Raw genomic sequence first — 19,617 nt, forward strand, 5'->3', positions numbered from 1 at the left:
GCGGTGGGGTTTTACTTGCTGCCCTTGGTAATCAGCACCACGTCGGTCTTCACCTCGGCGGGCAACTGGGCCTGGGGCGTCTTGGCGGCAATCGCCTTTTGTGCCAGCTCGATGCCAAACACGGCCTGCTTGGCGGCGTACTGGTCGGCGGTGGCCAGCACGCGGCCATCGGCCAGCATGGGCTTGATGGCGCCGATGTTGTCATAGCCCACCACCTGCACCTTGCCGGTCTTGCCCGCGGCCTTGACAGCCGCCACCACGCCCAGCGCCATGCTGTCGTTGCCGGCCAGCAGGGCCGTGAGGTCGGGGTGCTCGCGCAGCATGCCGGCAGCCACGGTATTGCCCTTCTCGATCTCCCACTGGCCCGACTGCACGCCCACCACGGTGATGCCGGCCGCCTGCATGGCGTCCTTGTAGCCCAGGGTGCGCTGCTGCGCATTGAAGGTGGTCGACACGCCCTCGATGATGCCCACCTTGTCGCCCGACTTGAGCGATTTGGCCAGGTGCTCGCCCACCAGCTTGGCACCGGCGCGGTTGTCCGGGCCGACGAAGGGTACGGTGAGGTTTTTTTCCTTCAAGGCATCACCGTCCAGGCGGTTGTCGATGTTGACCACGATGATGCCCTTGTCCACAGCGGCCTTGACCACCGGCACCAGCGCCTTGGAGTCGGCCGGGGCGAGCACGATGGCGCTGACCTTCTGCGCCATGGCCTGCTCGATCATCTTGATCTGGGCTGCCGTGTCGGTCTCGTTCTTGATGCCGTTGGCCACCAGCATGTACTCGCTGGCATGGGCCTTCTGGTGCGCCTTGGCGCCGTCTTCCATGGTGCGGAAGAACTCGTTGGCCAGCGATTTCATGACCAGGGCGATCTTGGGCTTGTCCTGCGCCCAGACAGGGCTGGCAAGCATGCCGCCGAGCACGGCAATGGCGGCGGCGGTCTGAACGGAACGGCGGGTGAACTGCATGGTGTCTCCTGTTGGAATGGTGGGCGAGGCACGGCCACCGAAAAGCCGCGCGAAATAGCGCGAAAGCCCCGGTGGCGTGCCAAGCTAGTGCTGGGTCGCCTGGCGATCATATCTTCCGCAATCGTTTGCGCAAACGATTGCTTATCGGTATTTACCCCGACTCAGCGGGCTTGCACGGTGAGTGAAAGCGGTCGCAGGATGGCCGTGCATGGGGCAGAAACCGGCATACCATCAGGTGGATGCGCAAAGACGAACGGGGACAGAATGGCGCGTGATGCCACGTATTTTTCCCTCAGCCTCGCGTCGCTGCGGGCCGTCGCCGGCTGGGCGGCAGACTGTGCCGACAGGGCGCTGCCCATCTACGAAGGGCAGGCGGGCTCGGATTCCCGGCCCCGCGAGGCGATAGAGGGCAGCCGGGTGTTTGCTGCCGGAGGGCGGCGGACCGCCCGGCTGCGTTCTCTCGCCGTGTCGGCGCTGGCGGCTGCGCGCGAATCGGCAGACCCGGCCGCCGCAGCCGCCGCCCGTGCCGCCGGGCTGGCGGCGGCAAGCGCCTACACCCATCCGCTGGTGGATGTCCGGCAGACCCAACACATCCTGGGCCCTGCGGCCTGTGCAGCACTGGCGCTGGAGTTGCACAACGCCGGCGATGCCCTGGCCAGCGAGGCCGAGGTCCGCCGGGCCATCGGGCAGGTGACCCCGGCTGTGCGCGACGTCCTGCTGCAGATGCCAGCGCGTGGGCAAGGGCGTAGCCGGTTGGACCGGCTCCTGCATGGGCTGGACCAGGGTGTCCGCGCAGCCTCCTGGCCTTCGTCCGCGCCGAGGCAGGCGCTGTAGGCCTGCCCTGTTCGCTCAGGCGGTGGGCGCGCGCAACTCCCGGCGCAGGATCTTGCCCACGTTGCTCTTGGGCAGTTCGTCGCGGAACTCGATGTACTTGGGGCGCTTGTAGCCGGTGAGGTTCTCCTGGCAGAAGCGGGCCACATCCTCTTCGCTGAGTGCCGGGTCGCTCTTGATGACGAAGATCTTGATCGCCTCGCCCTGCTTCTCGTCGGGAATGCCGATGGCCGCGCACTCCACCACGCCGGGGCACAGCGAGACGACCTGCTCGAGTTCGTTGGGGAAGACGTTGAAGCCGCTGACCAGGATCATGTCCTTCTTGCGGTCGATGATGCGCGTGTAGCCGCGCTCGTCCATGATGCCCACGTCGCCCGTGCGCATGAAGCCGTCGGCAGTAAACGCCTTGGCGTTTTCCTCGGGCTGGTTGTAGTAGCCGGTCATCACGTTCGGGCCGCGGATGCAGATCTCGCCCGACTCGCCCTGCGCCACACTGTTGCCTGCATCGTCCTTGATGGCAATGTCGATGCTGGGCAGCGGCAGGCCGATGGTGCCGCTGAACTCGGTGCTGTCCACCGGGTTGTTGGTGCCGATGGCGCAGGTCTCGCTCATGCCCCAGCCTTCGATCATGGTGCTGCCCGTGAGCTTTTGCCACTGCTTGGCCGTGCCTTCCGATGCGGCCATGCCACCGGCCTGCGACACGCACAGGTGCGAGAAGTCGAGGGCGCGGAATTGCGGGTTCTGCAGCAGGGCGTTGAACAGGGTGTTCACGGCGGGCAGCATGTGGAAGGGGCGCTTCTTGAGTTCACCGACGAACTTGGGGATATCGCGCGGGTTCGGGATCAGCGTCAGGCTGGAGCCCTGGCGGATGGCGAGCAGGCACAGCGTGAGCGCGAAGATGTGGTACAGCGGTAGCGCAGCGATGCTGTTGGCCTTGCTGAGATCGCCCACCCTGGACATGGCGGGCGTGAACCAGGCCTCTGCCTGCAGCGTGGCGGCCACGATGCAGCGGTGGGTGAGCACGGCCCCCTTCGACAGGCCGGTGGTGCCGCCCGTGTACTGCAGGAAGGCGATGGAGTCGAGCGTGGCCTGGCTGGGCGAAAGCGAGCGGCGCTCCCCCAGTGCCAGCGCCTTCTTGAAGCTGACGACCTTGCGGCCGTTGGTCAGCGGCAGGTCGTAGGCGGGCACCATCTTGGCCAGGTGGCGCACGGCGAAGGTGATCCACGGGCCGTACACGCTGCCCAGCAGGTCGCCCATGGAGGCCATGACCACATGCTGCACGGCGGTGTTGTCGATCACTTCGGCCAGCGTGTGGGCGAAATTTTCCAGGATGACGATGGCTGTGGCGCCCGAATCCTTGAGCTGGTGCTGCAGTTCGCGCGCCGTGTACAGCGGGTTCACGTTCACGCAGGTGTAGCCGGCGCGCAGCACGGCGGCCATGGTCACACCGAACTGGGGCACGTTGGGCAGCATGATGGCCACGCGCGCGCCGGGGGCCAGGCCCAGGCTTTGCAGGTAGGCGCCCAGGGCGGTGGACAGTTTGGCCAGCTCGCCATAGGACATCCACTGGTCCATGCAGACCGAGAAAGGGTTCGATGCGTTCTTGCGGAAGGACTCTTCCAGCATATGGGCCACGGAGCGGTATTGGTCGGGATTCACGTCGTGCGGGACGCCCGGTGGGTAGCTCTTGAGCCAGATCTTTTCCATGCGTTGTCTTCCTCTTGCTCACCAGTAGATAGATGGCACCGATTGTGGAAGTGCAGGGGTGCAGTCAGCTACCGGGCTTGTCCTAGGGTGCGGGCCAGTTCGGTCCCCGAGGTGACAGCATCGCCCTCGAACAGCAATTGCATCAAGGCCTGCTCGCGCTGCTCGATGGTCGCCAGGAACTGCTCGACCGCACCGCGCTGGCGCGCCAGTTGGCCAAAGGTGTCGAACCCGGCTTCGAGAAACTGCTGCAGTGCGCCCATGCCGGCCGCCGTGGCGGGCCCACGCATCATGCGCAGCATGGTGCGCAGACCGGGCGCGCGGGTCAGGCGCGCCAGGTCGCGGCCCATGGCCAGCACGCGCGCCAGTTGCTGCTGGCGCCCGGCGCGCTGGCCCACGGCGCGCCAGGCGGTGGTATAGCGCATGGCCTCGGGTTCGGCTGTGCCGGTCTGCACCCAGGCGCGGCCCATGTCCTGGTCCAGGTTCTCGGTCTGGGCGTGCAACACGGCCAGGGCCACGGCCGTGTCCACCACCGGGCGGGGGAACATGGTCTGCAGCGTGCCGGCAATGCGGGCGAACTGCTGGTCGCGGGCCGTGTAGTCACGGTCGCTGTAGAGTTCTTCCAGAAAGAAGCGCGCCGCGGGGCCAAACGAGGGCGAAGCCATCAGGTCGGCATAGGTGCCCGCAAAGCGGCGCGCCTGCAGGGTCTTGACGGTCGCCACGGCGGCCCCCAGGGCCGCATCGCCGGTGCGGTGCAGGCGCAGGGCGTTGACATCGGCAATGCTGTCGCGGATGGTCTGGGCCGCGTCCATAGGTCCCTCTCGTGTGGCCGCACAATGCGGGCATGCCATTAGACCCTGTTCAAAATGGTCTTGAACAGCTGCCGTTGACCGGAAACAACTCCACTGCAAACCATGATTGCGCGCTGGCAAAAAATCCTTCTCCTGATCCTGGCATTGATTGAAGCCGGCTGGCTGGCCTGGCAATGGCCGCAATCACCGGCGCGTGCCCTGGCTGGCGCGCTGCTGCCCCTGGCCCTGTTCTGGCTGGTGATGGCCATCGAGTTCGTGCTCATGCAGCACCTCAACCGGGTCGATGGTGCGCCTCGCGCCCGTGCCTCACAGGTAGTCAGGGCCTGGTGGGCCGAGGTCTGGGTGGCGCTGGTGGTGTTCTGCTGGCGCCAGCCGTTTCGCCACCAGGCCGTGGGGGACTGGCTGCCGCCGCAGGCCACGGGCCGCCGCGGCGTGGTGCTGGTGCATGGCTTCATGTGCAACCGGGGGCTGTGGTTGCGCTGGCTTGCGCCGCTGCGCGCACAGGGCCATGCCCATGTAGCGGTGAACCTGGAGCCCGTGATGGGCTCCATCGACGACTACGCCGCGATCATCGAGGACGCCGTGCTGCGCGTGACGGCTGCCACCGGCATGGCGCCGGTGCTGCTGTGCCACAGCATGGGCGGCCTGGCGGTGCGGGCCTGGCTGCGTGCGCACGCAGCCGATGCGCGCGTGCACCGTGTCCTGACCCTGGGCACGCCGCATGGCGGCACCTGGCTCGGGCGTTTCAGCCGCGCCGTCAATGGCCGCCAGATGAGCCTGGCGGGCGACTGGGTGAAGACGCTGCTGAGCGGGGAGCCGCAGGGGCGTGCGCAGCGCTTCGTGTGCTGGTACTCCAACTGCGACAACATCGTCTTTCCGGCCAGCACGGCGACCCTGGCGGGCGCGGACAACCGCTTCCTCGATGGCCTGGCGCACGTGCAGATGGCGCTGCACCCCGAGGTCATGGCCGCCTGCCTGGCCGAGATCGGCAAGGACTGACCTCGCCTGGCGCGCCAGCCCAGCCGCTTATTCGATCTTGATCTTCGCAGCCCGGATCAGGAACTCGTACTTGCTGTTTTCCGAGCGCACGAATTGCGCAAACCCATCCAGCGTAAGCTCCTCGGGGGTGATGCCCATCTGCTTGAACTTCTCCTTGCCGGCCGCCGACTGCATGGCGGCCGTGAAGGCCGCCGCGTAGCGTTGCGCATCGGCCTGCGGCAGCGATGCCGGTGCGAACAGCCCGAACCAGGTCGAGACGTTGAAGCCCTGCACGGCATCGTTGATGCTGGGCACCTGCGGCAGCGCATCGCTGCGGCTCAGGGTCGTCACGCCCAGCGCGTGCAGCTTGCCCGAGCGGATGTGCGGCAGGGCCGAGGCGAGGTTGTCGAACACCAGCAGCACCTGGCCCGACTGCAGCGCCGCCAGTGCCGGGTTCGATCCCTGGAAGGGCGTGTGGCCCATCTTGGTATTGGTCAGCGACTTGAACATCTCGGCCGAGATGTGGCCGATGCTGCCGTTGCCGCCCGAGCCGTACTTGGCCTGGTCGGGGTTCTTCTTGAGGTACTGCACCAGGTCCGGCGTGGTCTTGATGCCCAGCTTGGTGGCCTGCTCGGCATTCACGACCAGCACGTTGGGCGTGCGGGCGACGAGCGAGATGGGCTTGAAGTCCTTGATCGGGTTGTACGGGAAGTTCTTGTACAGCCAGGGGTTCACGGCATGGGTGGCCACGGCGCCCATCAGCAACTGGTTGCTGCCGGAGGGCGACTTGGCCACCAGGTCGGCACCGGTTCCGCCACCGGCCCCGGGCTTGTTTTCCACCTTGATGGCGCCCAGTTGCGCAGCGGCGCCTTCCGCGATGATGCGGGCCGAGGTGTCCAGTGGGCCGCCCGCAGGGTAGGGCACCACGATGGTCATCGGGGCGGACGGGGTCTGCGCCAGGGCGGCGCTGGCCGCCGCGGCCAGGGCCACACTGAACAAGGTGCTACGGAGCGACATCGGGATCCTCTTGATTTCCGGGAATGCGCAGTATAGGCATCTGTACAGGGTTTACCCTTTGTTACCGCATGGGTGTTCTCCGGTGCAGGGGGCCGCGTGCAGGCGCGACAAAGGGCAAAGCCCCCTCGGAGTGCCACGTCAGGGGAGTGAACCCGTGGCCTGCAGGGCGCGCAGGGCCAGTGCGGCGTCCACCCGCTGCAGCTCGTCGGCCGAGAACAGCTGCTGGCGCAGGGCCTGCGCAGCCGCATCGCCCTGCCGGGTGCGGGCCTGGCTGAGTTCGTCGAGCCGGCTCTGCCAGTGCTGCTCATCGCGGTCCAACTGGGCCAGGGCATGGGCGGCCTGCTCACCGAACTGGGCGCTGCGCGCCATGTGGCGCTGGACATCGCCCACCCCCTGGGCGTTGAAGGTCGCGGTCTGTGCGGCTGCATCCAGGTGCGCCGTGGCAGCAGCGCGCTCGGCACGGCGCTCGGGAGCGAGTTCCGACTCGGCGGCGCGCAGCGCACTGGCACGCTCCTGCGGCGAGAGCTGGGTGTTGCGCGCGATCTCCAGGCGCGCCAGGGTGTAGCGGTCCAGTTCGGCCTCCTGCGCAAACAGGGCGTCGTACTCTTCTTCCTGGAAATGCTGCTGTCGGACCTTCTGGCGCGCCTCGATGGCCTCGCGCAGTGCGCGCGGATCGCTGGGGTCGCGGGGGGCCGACAAGGCGCCCAGCGCCACGCGGTAGTCCACATAGCGCTCGGCCAGCGCCAGGGCGCGGGTGGCCAGTGCGGCAGGGAAACGCTGGCCCACCAGCTGCGCCAGGCGTTGCTTGAGCGCCTCGGGATCTTTGGCCTCGCCGGCCTCGGCGATGAGGGCCTCCAGCGTGTGGCGCAGGCCGGGCACCAGCAAGGGGTCGGTGCCACTGGCCGCCGACATGGCGGCCGAAGCAGCGGCCAGCGCTGCGGACGCAGGCGCTGCCGATGCCGTGCTGCGAGCGGGCAGAGCAGCGCCTGCCACAGGTGCTGCCGTGCCGGAGCCGGGCCCCGTGTCCTGGCTCGCCTCGGCCCGCCAGGCCCGCCACCCGAGCACGGCCGCGACCAGCAGTGCCAGGGCAATGGCGGTCACGGCGGGGCGGGGCAGGCGTTCCATGGCGCCGATCATCGCAAATTACAGGCCGGCAGCCTTGAGGCGGTTGGCCTGCTGGCGGTACAGGGTGACGGGGTCGGTCGAGAACCAGTCGCGCAGGCCCACGAGCTGGTTCACCTCGTCGAGGTGGTTCTGGCGGTAGTCACCCAGGTGGGTGCCCAGCCGCGAGGAGCAGGCCGAGACCAGGCCGTCGTTGGCTTCACCGAAGACCAGGCCCAGCACGCCGAGCAAAGCGTCGCTGGCGTCGAGCACGTTGGTCAGGGTCTTGGTGCCCGTCCAGGAGTAGTAGCGCACGCCGTTGACCAGCTCGGCGCCATTGCCGCAGCCGGCCGTGGGAACGCCCTGCGGAAAGCGGCGGTTGAACGCGGCCGAGCCCGCCGTGGTCAGCGAGTCGAGCGCCGCTGTGGGCATCTGCGGCAGGCCCGAGCCGCCCGAGGTCAGGTTGATCAGCGCCACCAGGGCCGAGGCCGCGCCGCTGGCGACGGTTTCGGACACAGAACCCGCAGGCGCCACGCCGCGCAGGATGTCGGCCACGCGCGAGCCGCGGTTCACGCCGCCCACCGAGGTCACCGAAGCAATCTTGCCCGGGGCCACGCCGGCCACGTAGCGGGCGGTGGGGCCGCCATGCGAGTGGCCTACCAGATTCACCTTGGCTGCGCCGGTGATGGCCAGGATGTTCTTCACCTGGGCCAGCAACTGCTCGCCGCGCACCTCGGTGCTGTTGGCCGCCGAGACCTGCGCCACGTAGACCTTGGCGCCGCCCTGGCGCAGCGCATCGGGAATGCCGTAGAAGTAGTCCACGCCCAGCGCCGAGTCGAAGCCGAAGAGGCCATGCACCAGCACGATGGGATAGCGCGTCTGCGTGTACCCGGCCTGTGCATGGGCACTGGCCCCCAGGAGCAGTGTCGAAGCGGTAGCGGCGAGCGCCAGTCGCCGCAGAAGGCGGCCAAAGAAACCTGTCATGTGCTTGTCTCCGTTGATGGATATTTTTTGGTTGTCACAAAAAAGAACGGTCGTTCGTTTTTGCGGTATTCATTGTTCTTTGGCAGCCCCCTGTGTCACTATCGGGACATACCCGAGTTTGGTGAAGGGCCATCGCGGCGCCCGGTAATTTCGTAAAATCCTGCGCCATGACTGCTCTCAACGCACTTGACAAGCTGGATCGGGCCATCCTGCGCCGGTTGCAGGAAAATGGCCGCGAGACCTACGACGTCATCGGCGAGCAGGTGGGGCTCTCGCCCAGCGCCGTGCTGCGCCGGGTCAAACGGCTCGAAGATGCGGGCGTGATCGCGCGCTACGTGGCCCTGGTGCCGCCCGAGGCGGTGGGCCTGGGGCTCACGGCCTACCTCAATGTGCGGCTCGAAAAGCACACCGAAAGCCACAAACGCAACCCCATGGATGTGTTCCGCGCCAGCGTGCAGACCTGGCCCGAGGTGGTCGAATGCGCCTCGCTCACCGGCGAGATGGACTACCTGCTGCGCGTGGTGGTGGCCGACATGGCGCACTACAGCCGCTTCATCATGGACACGCTGCTCAAGCACCCCAGCGTGCAGGACTGCAAGACCAGCTTCGTGCTGGACCGCGTGAAGGCGACCACCGCAGTGCCCGTGTGACAATGCGCGCGCCGTGGCCCTGCGCCTGCGCGCATGAAAGGCCGGACTGCCACCCATGATCGCCATCGACGACCTGCACTTCGGCTACGGCCGCAACGCGCTTTACCAGGGGTTTTCCGCAGAGGTGCGCCAGCCTGGCATCTACGGCATCTTCGGGCGCAACGGCAGTGGCAAGTCCACCTTGCTCAAGCTCCTGTGCGGGCTGCTCACGCCCTGGGGCGGGCAGGTGCAGGTGATGGGCCAGGTGCCCCGCCAGCGGGCGGCGGACTTCCTGGCCAGCGTCTACATCGTTCCCGAGGAATTCCACCTGCCCAATCTGACCACGGGCCAGCTGGCGGAGACGCAGGGCGTGTTCTACCCGCGCTTCTCGAGGGCCCTGTTCGCTGACTACCTGGTCGAACTCGAAGTGCCCACCGCCAGCCGTTTCGAGGCCATGAGCCTGGGGCAGAAGAAAAAGGCCGCGATCGCCTTCGCGCTGGCCACGGGCACGCCGCTGCTGCTGATGGACGAGCCCACGAATGGGCTGGACATCGTGGGCCGCAGCAAGTTCCGCCGCCTGGTGCAGCGGCCCGAGCACGCCGAGCGCGCCGTGCTCATCAGTACCCACCAGGCCCATGACCTCGAAAGCATCCTGAGCCACATCTGGTTCATCGACCAGGGCCAGCTGGCCCTGTCGGCGCGCATGGCCGACCTGGCCGAGGTGTTGCGCACCGGTGTGGCCAGTGGTGCGCAGGACCTGCCTGCCGCGCAGGATGTGCTCTACCAGGAAAGCATCGGCCAGCAGATTGCCTATGTGGCGCGCCATTCACGATCCGATGCGCAGACGCCGTCGGCAGCCGCTGGCGTGCAGCTGGAGCTTCTGTACAAGGCACTGAGCCTCAACCGCGATGGCATGCTGGCGGCGCTCGCGCCATGGCGGCAGCACAGCCCATCCCCGGAGCACGCATGAGCAGGGAATTCATCCCCGTGCGCGGGCCGGAATCGCCCACCTTCTCGTGGGCGCGCTGGCTGCGCCTTGCGCGCGCCCAGTGGGCCGAGCAGCGTTCGCAGTACCTGGCCCACCTGCTGGTGTGCGGCATGCTTTATGGGGTGCTGCTGCTGTTCATACTGGGCGTCACGGGGTCCGTGTTTCGCACCGGCATGCAGGCGGCGCTGTACCTTGGCGGTTTGTTCATCACCGGCTTCGTCTTCGCGGGCCGCTACTTCGGTGCCATGGCCCAGCGCGAGTCGGCGCTGCTGGCCCTGATGCGACCCGCTTCCGTATGGGAGAAGTGGCTGCTCTGTGCAGTGGTCGTGGCCGTGGCCTACCCTGTTGCCTACACCCTGCTGTACCTGCTGATCACCTGGCCGGCCCAGCAGATCGCCATCGCGGCGGGAACCGCGCTGGAGCCCCAGACGTTCAAGCCCGGGGACTTTGCGCTCTTCGTGCCGTTTGCGCCCGCCGCAAGCGCGCGCGAGATCGCCCCGCGACAGCAACTGGCCTTCCTGATCGGGGTGTGGGCAGTGCAGGCATTCGCGGTGGCGGGATCGCTCTACTACCAACGCGCCGCATTGCTCAAGACGCTGGCCCTGGGGTTTGCGCTGTTCGTGCTCACGTCGCTGTTGCTGTCGGTAGGGGGCATCCATGGGGATGTGCTGGTCGCCTGGTGGGCTTCCCGCCGGACGGTGCCGCTGGACGCAGCCGTTCACGCTCTGAACGCGGCACTCTGGATTGGCATACCCACATTGCTGTGGTGGCAGGTCTATCTGCACCTGAAAGAGAAGGAACTGCTGTGAGCGCCAATCCACGGCGGCATGCGCCGCCCCGTCGCGGGCGCTGGCTCTTCCTGGCAACCGTGCTGCTGTTCTGGACCCTGCTGGCCTTGAGCGGGATGGACCGCTTCAAGAAGTCCGAACCCGTCGCCGTGGCCTATGCCATCGAGGCCCAGGCGCTGGACGGCGTAACCGGACTGAGGCTGCAGGAAGAGGGCGGCAATGCCCCGCGGCTGGCGGTGCGCGTGGTGCTGGACGAGGGACCCGATGTGCGTATCACCCTGCGGTCGCGGCGAGGGGAGGGCGAAGATCCGGACACGGCGTTGGGGCAATTCCCGGCCCTGACCGCCACGCGCGAAGCCGACACGCTGGTCCTGCGCTGGGCCGAGCTTGCGCCACCCGCCGGGATGCAACCGAGGCGGCACGGCAAAGCCACGGCGTGGATGGACGAGATCGTGCTGCCCACCCAGTTCCGGCACCTGGCGCTCGCACGCGTGCGGATCGAAGCGCGGACTCCCGTGGAGCGCCTGGAGGTGGCCGGGCAGGCCATCGCCGTGCGCGGCGCCATCGGGCACCTGGACCTGTGGTCCACGCAGTGCCGGCCCTGCGGGGCCGGAACCGCGCCCGCATTGGCCGAGGACGTGGCCCAGTGCGCGGAACGCACGCGCCGGGGTACGGCAGCGCTGGAGGTGAACGCTGCCCGCATGCGGTCACTGCGGGTGGATGCCCGTGCCGGGCAACTGGATCTGTCGGAGACCCAGGGCCTGGAGCGGGCGCTGCTGCAACTGGGGGATTCCGTGGCGCTGTCCGTGGACCGTGCCAGCGTGCTCGAAAAAACGCGCGGCAGTGCCCGGGGCGAGGCCTTGGGCATGCCGGCTGCCTGCGGCAGGCCCGCCACCGCGTCCACGCCGGTGAAGTTGCTGCCGGCCCGTCCATCGCCGGCAGAGGGCTCTTCCGGGCCATAGAACCTGTCAGGATCTTGAACAGGTTCTTGGCCGGCCCTGCCGGTGGCAGCCAATCCCCGCGCGGCCAGGGGTGTTGCTCTGCATCGCGCGCGCCGCGGGCTTAACGTTGCGCTGCCAAGTGGGCAGACGCCTCGGTGGCCTGGTTCCACGCCCTGTGTTTCATTCCCGTTGCTATTCAAGTGAGAGCTGTCAGCGGCCACTGGTGAATGACTTCCCCTGCTTTTGAAGGAATTGGACGTGCCTCACTATTTTGCTGCAATGCAGCAAAAACCACTGGAAATTCCTAGGGAAAACCCTTATATTTGGAGGCATGATCGCTACCAAAGACTGGCTCAAGGCATCCTGGGACGCAGGCCGGGGAATGCTGCGCCCGGTCACGGGGCGCCCGCATGAGAGCGAGGACACCATGTCTGCACCGTTGATGGTCCCCATCCGTTCGCTCGGCCCCTCCTACCGCGAGCGCATCACGGCCCATCTGCTGCGCCTGGAACCCGCTGACCGCTACCTGCGCTTTGGTTACGCCGCCAACGACGAGCAGATCCGCCGCTATGCGGACCAGCTCGACTTCAACCGCGACGAGATCTTCGGCATCTACAACCGCCGCCTGGAACTCATCGCCATGGCGCACCTGGCCTTTTCCGAGCACCCCGAATACAAGCACTGCGCCGAGTTCGGTGTCTCCGTGCTCAAGCAGGCCCGCGGCCGCGGCTTCGGTGCGCGCCTGTTCGAGCGCGCCGTGATGCACGCCCGCAACGAAGGGGTGAACATGGTCTTCATCCATGCGCTGTCCGAAAACACCGCCATGCTCAAGATCGCCCGCAATGCCGGCGCTCAGGTGCGCCGCGATGGCTCGGAGTCCGAGGCCTATCTGCAGATCGCACCGGCCAGCCTGGATACCCGCATGGCCGAACTGGTCGAGCAGCAGTTCGCCGAGGTGGACTACCAGCTCAAGCGCCAGGCCAAGCAGTTCTGGGACTTTCTGGCCAACGTGCAGGAAGTGCGCAGCGGCGTGCAGCATGCACGCCACCAGTCCGCCGAATAGGCCGGGCGGCGCAGGCAGGCGGGCCCGTACTTGGCATGTGCGCCCTGGACGACAGCTGTGTCACCACAATCCGCTATCCTAGGGGCCTGTTCCACTACCGCACGTCCTGCACTCCAAGACAGTGTCTGACCCGCACCCCGGGCGATTGCCCGAAAAGGAAGACAAGCGCACCTTCCTGCAGAAAGTCGCCGAGTTCATCCACCCCGGACCGGACTCGACCGAAGAGCTGATCGAAACGCTGGCCGAGGCCGAAGACAACGACGTCATTGGCGCCGAGTCGCGCGTGATGCTCGAACGTGTGATCCGCATGGCCGACATGACGGCGGGCGACGTGATGGTGGCCGCGCCGCGAATGGACCTGGTCAACATCGACGCTCCGTTCGACGAGCTCCTGTACCTGGTCATCAACACGGCGCATTCGCGCTTTCCGGTGTACCAGGGCGAGCGCGAGAACATCATCGGGATCCTGATGGCCAAGGACCTGCTCAAGCTGCAGCGGGCGCCCGAGCTGAACATCCGCGCGCTGCTGCGCCCGGCAGTGTTCGTGCCCGAGAGCAAGGGCCTCAACGACCTGCTGCGCGAGTTTCGCGGCAACCGCAACCACCTGGCCATCGTGATCGACGAGTTCGGCCGTGTGGCAGGGCTTGTCACCATCGAAGACGTGCTCGAACAGATCGTGGGCGAGATCGAGGACGAGTTCGACATCCCCGAGGATGCGGGCGACATCTTCGCCCTGGCCGACCGCACCTACCGCGTGAGTGGCGACACGCCCATCGAACGCGTGGCCGAGTCCTTCGAGGTGATGCTGCAGGGCAGCGATGCCGAGGAACAATTCGACACCATTGGCGGCCTCATCGCCCACGAGATGGGCCATGTGCCCAAGCGTGGCGAACAGGTGGAGCTCGGTGGCCTGCACTTCGTGGTGCTGCATACCAAGGGCGGCGCCGTGCGCTGGTTCAAGGTATCGCGGATCGAAGAGAGCCAGGCTGGCGCTTGATGGGGTTGGCGTACCGAACGCAGGGATCCGGACTTGCCTTGCCCGTGCTGATCGCCGTGGTGGCCGGGCTCGTGCAGGCGGCCTCGCTGGCCTTGCCGTGGAATGGGCAGCCCCAATGGTGGCTGCAGATCGCATCCCTGGCCGTGCTGGCTTGGCAGGTGCGTGCGGGAGCCCCCACCGCGCGCCGTGGCGCGCTGCTGGGTTTTGCCTTCGCCACCGCCTGGCTGTGCGGCACCTTCTGGTGGCTGTATATCTCCATGCACACCTATGGCGGGCTGGCTGCGCCGCTCACGGTCGCCGCCATCCTCGGGCTGGCCGCCTTTCTGGCCAGCTATTACGCGCTCGCGCTCGGCGTCTTCTGCCGGCTGGCGGTGATGCACCGTGCCGGCGCTGCGCTGCTGTTCGCCGCGCTCTGGACGCTGGCCGAGATGGCGCGCGGCTGGTTCTGGACCGGTTTTCCCTGGGGGGCAGGCGGCTATGCCCACGTGGACGGCCCACTGGCGGCGCTGGCGCGCTATGTCGGTGTCTACGGCCTGTGCTTTGTCACGGCGGTGATCGCCATGTTGCTCGTGCAGCTGCGTGCCAGCGACCTGCGCAACCTGCGCGCCTGGGCCGTGGTGGTGGGGGGGCTGGCCCTGCTGGGCCTGGCCGCTGTGGACCGCCACTGCGCGGTGGAGCTGTGCCACACGCCTGTGGCGCGCGCACCGGCGCCGCTGCAACTGGCGCTGCTGCAGGGCAATATCCCGCAGGACGAGAAATTCCAGCCCGGCTCGGGCGTTCCGCTGGCGCTGCAGTGGTACCGCGATCAGCTCGATGGTGCCAGCGCGTCCCTGGTCGTGGCGCCCGAGACCGCCATTCCCCTGCTGCCGCAGCAGCTGATGCCGGGCTACCTCGAAGGCATTGCAAAACGCTATGTCGGCGGCGCGCAGGCTGTGCTGCTGGGCATCCCATTGGGGGATGAGCGCGAGGGCTATACCAACTCGGTGCTGGGCGCGCGGGCGGGCCTGACCGCGCCCTACCGTTACGACAAGCACCATCTGGTGCCGTTCGGCGAGTTCATCCCGCCCTTCTTCAAGTGGTTCACGCAGATGATGAACATCCCCCTGGGCGACTTCAACCGGGGTGGCTTGGGCCAGGCGCCGTTTGTCTTTGCGGGCCAGCGCATCGCCCCCAACATCTGTTACGAAGATCTGTTTGGCGAGGAACTGGGGGTGCGCTTTGCCGACCCGGCAGGCGCCCCCACGGTGTTCGTCAATTTCAGCAACATCGGCTGGTTCGGCAACACCGTGGCCATCGACCAGCACCTGCATATCAGCCGCATGCGTGCGCTGGAGTTCGAGCGCCCCATGGTGCGCGCTACCAACACCGGCGCCACGGCCATCATCGACCACCGGGGCGTGGTTACGCACCAGTTGGAGCGCCACACCCGCGGCGTACTGCTCGGATCGGTGCAGGGGCGGGGCATGGATGCCCAGCAGGGCTGGTTCATCACGCCCTACGCCTGGTGGGTGTCGCGTTGGGGCCTGGTGCCCCTGGCGGTGCTGGCCACCGCCATCGTGCTGGTGGCTGCCCTCGAGGCGGGTCGGCGTGGCCGCGCCGCTCGATCGAGAACCGGTGATTTCTGAGGGGAGTGGGCTTGACCCAGGTCAGTGGCGGCAGGGGTGCCCCAGTGCCTTGGCAGGCCAATGCGCGGCACAGGCCCGCCGTGCCTTGATAATAGAGCCCGCAAGCGGGGGCTTGTGTTGCAAACAACGATGATTTGAAGCGGTGTGGCCGCTGTTCTGGAGCACGACTGAAAATGGCAGATTCCTTTTCCTACGAACAACTGATCGCCTCGGGCGAGGGCCGGCTGTTCGACGCTGACAGCGGGCGTCTGCCGCTGCCGCCCATGCTGATGTTCGACCGCATCACGCACATCGACAGCGATGGTGGCGAGCACGGGCTGGGAAAGGTTCGCGCCGAGCTGGACGTGCGTCCCGACCTCTGGTTCTTTGCCTGCCACTTCCAGGGCGACCCGGTCATGCCCGGTTGCCTGGGCCTGGACGCCATGTGGCAGCTGATCGGCTTTTACCTGACCTGGCTGCGCCTGCCCGGCAAGGGCCGCGCCCTGGGCGCCGGCGAAGTCAAGTTCACCGGCGAAGTGGGCCCGGACGTGAAGCTGGTCACCTATGAAATCGACATCAAGCGTGTGATCAAGCGCAAACTGGTCATGGCCATCGGCGATGCGCGCCTGTATGCTGACGGCAAGGAAATCTACGTCGCCAGCGACCTGCGTGTGGGCCTGTTCAAGCGCGAGGAAGCCGGCGCAGCCCCAGGGGAGGCAGCATGAAACGCGTGGTCATCACGGGCACGGGCATCGTCTCGTGCATTGGCAATGACAGTGCCAGCGTCACCGAGTCGCTGCGCGAGAGCCGACCGGGCATCCGAGCCATGCCCCAGTTCACCGAGCTGGGCATGCGCAGCCAGGTGGCGGGCGTGCCCCAGATCAACCTCGAAGAGCTGATCGACCGCAAGCAGTTGCGCTTCATGGGGGATGCGGCGGCCTACGCCCACATTTCGCTGGCCAATGCCATTGCCGAGTCGGGCCTCACGCCCGAGCAGGTGTCGCACCCGCGCACCGGGCTCATCATGGGCTCGGGCGGCGGTTCGCCCGCCAACCAGATCGAGGCCGCAGACATCCTGCGCAGCAAGGGCATCCGCCGCGTGGGGCCCTACCAGGTCACGCGCTGCATGAGCTCCACCGTGTCCGCCTGCCTGTCGACCAACTTCGGCATCAAGGGCATCAACTACTCCATCACCTCGGCCTGCAGCACCTCGGCGCATTGCATCGGCGCGGCCGCCCAGCAGATCGCCTGGGGCATGCAGGACGTGATGTTCGCCGGTGGCGGCGAAGAAGTCAGCTGGGGCATGGGCCTGCTGTTCGACGCCATGGGCGCCATGTCCAGCGCCTACAACGCCACGCCCGAAAAAGCCTCGCGCGCCTATGACGCCCACCGCGACGGCTTCGTGCTGTCGGGCGGCGGCGGTGCCGTGGTGCTCGAGAGCCTGGAGCACGCGCAGGCGCGCGGCGCCACCATCCTGGGCGAAATCGTCGGGTTCGGCGCCACTTCGGACGGTGCAGACATGGTCGCCCCCTCGGGTGACGGCGCCATCGCCTGCATGCGCCAGGCGATTGCCACGGTGGACGGCCCCATTGACTACATCAACACCCACGGCACCTCCACCCCCGTGGGCGACGTGCCCGAACTGCGCGCGATCCGCGAAGTGTTCGGCGACGCCATTCCCCCGTTCTCGTCCACCAAGTCGCTCACCGGCCACTCGCTGGGCGCCACCGGCGTGCAGGAGGCCATCTACTGCCTGTTGATGCTGCGCCAGGGCTTTATCGCCGGCTCGGCCAACATCGAGACGCTGGAGCCCGCTGCCGAGGGCATGCCCCTGGTGCGTGAGACGCGCGATGCGCCGATCCGCACCGCGCTGTCCAACAGCTTCGGCTTTGGCGGCACCAATGCCAGCCTCGTTTTGCGCCGTTGGGATAACTGATCCGCGCGATCTCCGGCAACCCGCCATCCTGCAAGGGATGGGCGGGTTTTTTCATGCCCGCCGGCCGCGATCATCGGGCGGGCTTGGATGACAAGGCCTGGTGCAACAGCCCCGGCAGCATGGCCAGCATGCGCGTGGCCTGCAGGCCCGGGGGCAGGGCGCGGGCGTGGTAGCTGTACAGCGACATGGGCGGCAGCTCGTGCAGCTCCACCGCCACCATGGCCTGCGGGTCGAGCTGGGTGGCGGTGAGAAAGTCCACCACCGTCCAGCCCATGCCGCGGCGCACCAGGTCCAGCGCCAGGCGCGAGGTCTGCACCTGCAGGCCGGGGCCGGCGGGCGTGCCCAGGCGCTGGGCGATCTCGTCGATGGACTGGCGCATGGGATCGTCGCCCACGAGCCGGATCACCGGCACCTGGGCCAGCCGGGCGGCGGGCGTCACGGCACGCGGCGCACGCGTCCACACCGACTGTGCCACCGCCAGGTACATGCGGCCGCTGACCAGCAGCTCGCTGCGCACCTGCGGATGCGGGTGCTTGTAGAAGCCCAGGCAGAAGTCCACGCTGCGCGTGAGCAGCGCCTGCGTCATCTGGTCCTGGTGGATGGTGCGCACCTCCACGCCGACCTGCGGGTAGCGCAGCGCGTGCTCCTGCAATACCAGGGGCAGGAATTCGTGCGTGATGGACGGAATGGCCGCCAGGCGCACATCCCCCGTGTCGCTGGTGCCCAGGTTGCGCGCCGTGCGCCGCAATGCGTCGAGCTGGCGGTGGATGCCGCTGGACTCGGCTGCCAGCACCTGGGCCTCGGGCGTGGGCGTGAGTCCGGCTGGCGTGCGTACGAACAGACGGTAGCCCAGCTGCAGCTCGGTGTGCGCCACGGCTTTGCTCACGGCCGAGGGGGTGATGCACAGCAGGCGCGCCGCCGCGCTCATGTTGCCGGTTTGCAGCACGGCCTGGAACACCTCGAGTTGGCGCAAGTTCATGGGTATGAGTGAAATTCACAAGGAATGGCTGATTATTCCCTGTCGGTGTGCGCAAGTCTCTCATACGATCCGGCACCGCCAACGAGCGGGTGAGGGCGTCGGCAGCACCAACCGCTGAGAACCCTCTTCAAAAACAACTGTCTGGAGATTACCGTCATGCGCATTTCCCACCCCCTGCACCGCTGGCTTGCCGGCCTGCTGCTCTCCGCTGCCTCGGCCGTGGCCATGGCACAGGCCGCCCGCCCCCATGTCGTGGTGCTGGCCACCGGCGGTACCATTGCCGGCGCTGGCGCTTCTGCCGCCAACAGTGCGACCTATGCTGCGGCCAAGGTGCCGGTGGACAAGCTGCTGGCCGGCCTGCCCGAACTGACGGGCGTGGCCCGTGTCACGGGTGAGCAGGTATTCCAGATCGCATCGGAAAGCTTCACCAACGCGCACCTGCTGCAGCTCGGCAAGCGCGTCTCGGCCCTGGCCAAGCAGGCCGACGTGGACGGCATCGTCGTCACGCACGGTACCGACACGCTCGAAGAAACGGCGTATTTCCTGAACCTGGTGGTGCGCACCGCCAAGCCCATCGTGGTGGTCGGCTCCATGCGCCCCGGCACGGCCCTGTCCGCCGACGGTGCGCTGAACCTGTACGACGCCGTGAGCGTGGCCGCCAGCAAGGACGCTGCCGGCAAGGGCGTGCTGGTCACCATGAACGACGAGATCCAGAGCGGCCGCGACGTCAGCAAGACCATCAACATCAAGACCGAGGCCTTCAAGAGCCAGTGGGGCCCGCTGGGCATGGTGGTGGAAGGCAAGAACTACTGGTTCCGCGCCCCGGTCAAGCGCCACACCACGGCATCCGAGTTCAACATCGACGAGATCCAGGCCCTGCCCGCAGTGGACATCGTCTATGGCTACGGCAACATGAACAGCACCGGCATCGAAGCCTACGGCAAGGCCGGCGTCAAGGCGCTGGTCCACGCCGGCACCGGCAACGGCTCGGTGGCGGCCCAGGCCGTGGCCTCGTTGCAGGCGCTGCGTGCCCAGGGCGTGCAGATCGTGCGCTCGGCCCGCGTGCCCGACGGCTTCGTGCTGCGCAATGCCGAGCAGCCCGACGACAAGTACGACTGGGTGGTGGCCCACGACCTGCGCCCGCAGAAGGCGCGCATCCTGGCCATGGTGGCCCTGACCAAGACGAATGACAGCAAAGAACTCCAGCGCATCTTCTGGGAATACTGATTTTTGACTTGGCGCACCACGCGTGCGCCGACCGGTCGCCCCAAGGGGCGGCCACCGGTGCGCACCGGCAGAC

General features: G+C 67.4%; 19 protein-coding genes. 12 read left to right on the forward strand and 7 right to left on the reverse strand.

What is annotated here, in order from left to right; all coding sequences use genetic code 11:
- Positions 1-11: 11 nt before the first annotated feature.
- Positions 12-965: a substrate-binding domain-containing protein gene (locus AC0IZS_RS12370; RefSeq protein ID WP_471635886.1), complete on the reverse strand. Its 954-nt coding sequence runs from the start codon at positions 963-965 to the stop codon at positions 12-14.
- A 264-nt stretch (positions 966-1,229) separates the two neighbouring features.
- Between AC0IZS_RS12370 and AC0IZS_RS12375 the strand changes: the two genes are divergently transcribed.
- A complete protein-coding gene (locus AC0IZS_RS12375) occupies positions 1,230-1,799 on the forward strand; it encodes a putative immunity protein (protein WP_471635887.1) in 570 nt (189 codons plus the stop codon).
- Between the two features lie 15 nt (positions 1,800-1,814).
- Here AC0IZS_RS12375 and AC0IZS_RS12380 read toward each other — a convergent pair whose 3' ends face one another.
- Positions 1,815-3,503, reverse strand: coding sequence for an AMP-binding protein (locus tag AC0IZS_RS12380; RefSeq protein WP_471635888.1), 1,689 nt, complete (start codon positions 3,501-3,503; stop codon positions 1,815-1,817).
- 68 nt (positions 3,504-3,571) lie between these two features.
- Positions 3,572-4,312, reverse strand: coding sequence for an FFLEELY motif protein (locus AC0IZS_RS12385; protein ID WP_471635889.1), 741 nt, complete (start codon positions 4,310-4,312; stop codon positions 3,572-3,574).
- Between the two features lie 102 nt (positions 4,313-4,414).
- On the opposite strand from AC0IZS_RS12385, the gene AC0IZS_RS12390 reads away from it, so the two are divergent.
- The gene (locus tag AC0IZS_RS12390; RefSeq protein WP_471635890.1) at positions 4,415-5,311 is read left to right on the forward strand and encodes an esterase/lipase family protein; all 897 of its coding nucleotides are present in this window, start codon (positions 4,415-4,417) and stop codon (positions 5,309-5,311) included.
- A gap of 27 nt (positions 5,312-5,338) precedes the next feature.
- Here AC0IZS_RS12390 and AC0IZS_RS12395 read toward each other — a convergent pair whose 3' ends face one another.
- The 3 genes from AC0IZS_RS12395 to AC0IZS_RS12405 all read right to left on the reverse strand — a co-directional run bounded on the left by AC0IZS_RS12395 (position 5,339) and on the right by AC0IZS_RS12405 (position 8,392).
- Complete coding sequence (locus AC0IZS_RS12395) at positions 5,339-6,307, reverse strand: Bug family tripartite tricarboxylate transporter substrate binding protein (RefSeq protein WP_471635891.1); 969 nt, start codon at positions 6,305-6,307, stop codon at positions 5,339-5,341.
- A 138-nt stretch (positions 6,308-6,445) separates the two neighbouring features.
- Positions 6,446-7,432 carry a lipase secretion chaperone gene (locus tag AC0IZS_RS12400; protein ID WP_471635892.1) on the reverse strand — a complete coding sequence of 329 codons (987 nt, stop codon included), beginning with the start codon at positions 7,430-7,432 and terminating at the stop codon, positions 6,446-6,448.
- Between the two features lie 18 nt (positions 7,433-7,450).
- Positions 7,451-8,392 carry an esterase/lipase family protein gene (locus AC0IZS_RS12405; RefSeq protein WP_157412315.1) on the reverse strand — a complete coding sequence of 314 codons (942 nt, stop codon included), beginning with the start codon at positions 8,390-8,392 and terminating at the stop codon, positions 7,451-7,453.
- Positions 8,393-8,559: 167 nt separating this feature from the next.
- On the opposite strand from AC0IZS_RS12405, the gene AC0IZS_RS12410 reads away from it, so the two are divergent.
- The 9 genes from AC0IZS_RS12410 (at position 8,560) to fabB (ending at position 17,338) form a co-directional block, all read left to right on the forward strand.
- Positions 8,560-9,042 (forward strand): Lrp/AsnC family transcriptional regulator, encoded by a 483-nt coding sequence (locus tag AC0IZS_RS12410; protein WP_471635893.1) that lies wholly within the window; start codon positions 8,560-8,562, stop codon positions 9,040-9,042.
- A gap of 55 nt (positions 9,043-9,097) precedes the next feature.
- On the forward strand, positions 9,098-9,991 hold the full coding sequence (locus tag AC0IZS_RS12415; protein ID WP_471635894.1) for an ATP-binding cassette domain-containing protein: 894 nt from the start codon (positions 9,098-9,100) through the stop codon (positions 9,989-9,991).
- The gene (locus tag AC0IZS_RS12420; protein ID WP_471635895.1) at positions 9,988-10,818 is read left to right on the forward strand and encodes a hypothetical protein; all 831 of its coding nucleotides are present in this window, start codon (positions 9,988-9,990) and stop codon (positions 10,816-10,818) included. The genes AC0IZS_RS12415 and AC0IZS_RS12420 overlap by 4 nt, the downstream gene beginning before the upstream one ends.
- Positions 10,815-11,759: a hypothetical protein gene (locus tag AC0IZS_RS12425; protein WP_471635896.1), complete on the forward strand. Its 945-nt coding sequence runs from the start codon at positions 10,815-10,817 to the stop codon at positions 11,757-11,759. The genes AC0IZS_RS12420 and AC0IZS_RS12425 overlap by 4 nt, the downstream gene beginning before the upstream one ends.
- A gap of 310 nt (positions 11,760-12,069) precedes the next feature.
- Positions 12,070-12,801 carry a GNAT family N-acetyltransferase gene (locus tag AC0IZS_RS12430; protein WP_322593909.1) on the forward strand — a complete coding sequence of 244 codons (732 nt, stop codon included), beginning with the start codon at positions 12,070-12,072 and terminating at the stop codon, positions 12,799-12,801.
- 121 nt (positions 12,802-12,922) lie between these two features.
- Positions 12,923-13,798, forward strand: coding sequence for an HlyC/CorC family transporter (locus tag AC0IZS_RS12435; RefSeq protein ID WP_471635897.1), 876 nt, complete (start codon positions 12,923-12,925; stop codon positions 13,796-13,798).
- The gene (gene lnt, locus AC0IZS_RS12440) at positions 13,798-15,423 is read left to right on the forward strand and encodes an apolipoprotein N-acyltransferase (RefSeq protein WP_471635898.1); all 1,626 of its coding nucleotides are present in this window, start codon (positions 13,798-13,800) and stop codon (positions 15,421-15,423) included. Before AC0IZS_RS12435 ends, lnt begins: the two co-directional genes overlap by 1 nt.
- A gap of 173 nt (positions 15,424-15,596) precedes the next feature.
- Positions 15,597-16,127, forward strand: a complete 531-nt coding sequence (fabA, locus tag AC0IZS_RS12445) for a 3-hydroxyacyl-[acyl-carrier-protein] dehydratase FabA (RefSeq protein ID WP_057200013.1) — start codon at positions 15,597-15,599, stop codon at positions 16,125-16,127.
- Positions 16,124-17,338 carry a beta-ketoacyl-ACP synthase I gene (gene fabB, locus AC0IZS_RS12450; RefSeq protein ID WP_471635899.1) on the forward strand — a complete coding sequence of 405 codons (1,215 nt, stop codon included), beginning with the start codon at positions 16,124-16,126 and terminating at the stop codon, positions 17,336-17,338. The genes fabA and fabB overlap by 4 nt, the downstream gene beginning before the upstream one ends.
- Positions 17,339-17,408: 70 nt before the next feature.
- Here fabB and AC0IZS_RS12455 read toward each other — a convergent pair whose 3' ends face one another.
- A complete protein-coding gene (locus tag AC0IZS_RS12455; protein WP_471635900.1) occupies positions 17,409-18,317 on the reverse strand; it encodes a LysR family transcriptional regulator in 909 nt (302 codons plus the stop codon).
- Positions 18,318-18,473: 156 nt separating this feature from the next.
- Between AC0IZS_RS12455 and AC0IZS_RS12460 the strand changes: the two genes are divergently transcribed.
- Positions 18,474-19,544, forward strand: a complete 1,071-nt coding sequence (locus tag AC0IZS_RS12460; protein WP_471635901.1) for an asparaginase — start codon at positions 18,474-18,476, stop codon at positions 19,542-19,544.
- The last annotated feature ends 73 nt before the right edge of the window (positions 19,545-19,617 follow it).

The sequence above is a fragment of the Acidovorax sp. AC410 genome (assembly GCF_979253235.1).